This is a genomic window from Candidatus Desulfatibia sp. (assembly GCF_036446775.1).
Lineage (GTDB): Bacteria > Desulfobacterota > Desulfobacteria > Desulfobacterales > UBA11574 > Desulfatibia_A.
Genome location: NZ_JAZFTO010000060.1, coordinates 1 through 2,644, shown reverse-complemented (window position 1 = coordinate 2,644; position 2,644 = coordinate 1). Strand labels below are relative to the sequence as shown.

Here is a 2,644-nt window from a genome sequence, read left to right as displayed (position 1 = left end):
GCCACAAAGCCCTTAAATGCCTGTGTTACGTAACGAGTACCACACCTGAGCAGGCCCTCATCTTTTGGTCTGGGCTGAGGCCAAAAAATCCCATATATTGTGCTCCGGCCTTTGAAACCAAAATGCATGATGTCTGCCTTTCATCAATTGTCTGGTGGCAGCTGTTAAAAGTTCACGATTACGTTAGCCAATCACAAATCTTGCGGCTTTAGAAATTCCAGTATACGATACTCAGTCTTCAGTCTCGAAATAGTGAACACTGCGGCTATTAGTGCTCGGCCCTAATCATTAGAAAAAAGCGTGGATTATCGTATATAGTCCACGCTTTTTTATTTATCCGTTTATCCAAGATATTGCGGTCGTAGGATCAGATATGAAACCTGTGCTATCTCATAGAGATCACAGCCGCATCCAATCCTTTGATAGGAGAATAATATACTATAGAATTCATGCTTTTTGAAATCTGAGGTACATCTTGCAAAATATCATGCTGTAATAAAGCCTTAGGTATCTTTTGTGTATCTCAGGGGGGTAGACATTTTCATTTCTGACTTAGCTTTCCAGTTGATGATCTCCTATCCGCTTAGAAGAAGATCTCAATTCTTGATTACTTTGGGGCCGCTCCTTTTCTAACAACTATACTGGTATGTAAGACAATGGCCCGCTGAATACTCAGCGGGCCATTGCAGATTAGAGGGGGAAAGTTATATGTCGTAATACAAGAAAAATTCGTGCGGATGTGGTCGCAGTCTTACGGGATTGATTTCATTTTCGGTCTTGTATTCAATCCACATGTCGATAACATCCTGGGTAAAGACATCGCCCTTCAACAAGAAATCATGATCTGCTTCCAAAGCCGCAAGGGCTTCTTCCAGAGAGCCCGGGGTCGACGGGACTTTGGCCAGTTCTTCGGGCGGCAGGTCGTAAATGTCCTTGTCCAGCGGATCGCCGGGATCGATCTTGTTTTCGATGCCGGCAATCATGGCCATCAGCATGGCGCTAAAAGCCATGTAACCGTTGCAGGACGGATCCGGAGGCCTGAACTCGATCCGTTTGGCCTTGGGAGACGGTGAGTACATGGGGATCCGGATCGCCGCACTGCGGTTACGGCTGGAGTAGGCCAGGTTTACCGGGGCCTCAAAGCCCGGAACCAGTCGTTTGTACGAATTGGTGATCGGGTTGGTAATCGCGCAAAGGGCCGGGCAGTGTTTCAGCAAACCACCGATGGCCCATAGGGCTTCGTCGGAGACTCCGGCATACTTGTCGCCGGCAAACAGCGGCTGGCCCTCTTTCCAGATGCTGGTATGGGTGTGCATGCCTGTACCGTTATCGTCATAGAGCGGTTTGGGCATGAAGGTCACGGTGTGGCCGTATTTGTTGGCCACATTTTTGATGATGTACTTATACCACATGAGCTGATCGCCCATTTGCAGCAGCGGCTTGAAGACCATATCGATTTCAGCCTGGCCGGCGGTGGCCACCTCATGGTGCTGGCATTCAACATCTATTCCCAGATCCTCCATGGTCAAAAGCATCTCCGTGCGGAGATCCTGGAACTTATCCATGGGCGGCACCGGGAAATAACCTTCTTTGTGACGGGGTTTGTAACCCAGGTTGGGGCTCTCTTCCCGGCCGCTGTTCCAGATCCCTTCGATGGAATCGATGGCGTAAAATGCGTGGTTGTTTTCGGATGCAAACCGGATATCGTCAAAGATAAAGAATTCGGCTTCCGGCCCGAAGTAGGCCACATCACCGATCCCGCTGCTCTTTAAGTAGGCTTCCGCCTTCTGGGCAATGTAGCGGGGGTCGCGAGTATACTGTTCCCGTGTTATCGGATCGACGATGTTTCCGATGAGAACCAGCGTCGGCTCTTTAAAGAAAGGATCCATTTGGGCGGTGGTTGGATCCGGTACCACCAGCATATCGCTGTGATGGATTTCCTGCCAGCCGCGGATGCTGGAGCCGTCAAAACCGAATCCGTCTTCGAAGCTCGATTCTACCAGCTCACTCAAAGGGACTGTAAAATGCTGCCACACGCCCGGAAAATCCAAAAAGCGTAAATCGACTACCCTTGCTCCTTTCTCCTTTGCCATTTCCAAAACGTCTTTTGGTGTCATAAAAATTTCCTCCTTTAAATAAAATAATATTTTTACGGTAATAATTAATGATCTCGTGAAACCTAACCCGGATAAACCGGCCTCCGGCTCCGCTTCCAGCCCGTAGGGCTTACAGGCCGGAGGGTAGAGCCTACGCCTCGGAGAGAAATAAAAAATCACAAGCATCAAATTTCAAATAAATTCCAAACTACAAGCTCCAAATTCCAAATACTAAAGAACTAAACTATTTAATTTTTTCCAGTATTGATGAAAATATCTTTTTCAATTCGTTTGGCCTTCTTCACGATTATAAGGTTTGGAATTTTGAATTTCGGTCACCTGTCGAGAGCCTCTAGGTCGAACGATTGTAATTTGTTTGTTTTTTGGAATTTGTTATTTGGAATTTCCACTAGCTCAATTACTCCATGAATGGATACGAAAAAGTTTTGCCATAAAATACACAAATTTTACAACTAAGAGACTAAAACGTGATGAATTCGCCTTTTTATGAATTCATCACATTTAAATTGCATCCTTGCCTCTCTCAC

1 protein-coding gene is annotated in these 2,644 nt (G+C 46.6%); it reads right to left on the bottom strand.

Annotated features, from left to right (window positions below; genetic code table 11):
- Positions 1-704: 704 nt before the first annotated feature.
- A complete protein-coding gene (glnA, locus tag V3S16_RS02730) occupies positions 705-2,117 on the bottom strand; it encodes a type I glutamate--ammonia ligase (RefSeq protein WP_413883141.1) in 1,413 nt (470 codons plus the stop codon).
- Positions 2,118-2,644 lie beyond the last annotated feature (527 nt).

Coding starts and splice junctions, on each gene's coding strand:
- glnA (WP_413883141.1), bottom strand. CDS start 2,117: ATGACACCAAAAGACGTTTTGGAAATGGCAAAGGAGAAAGGAGCAAGG.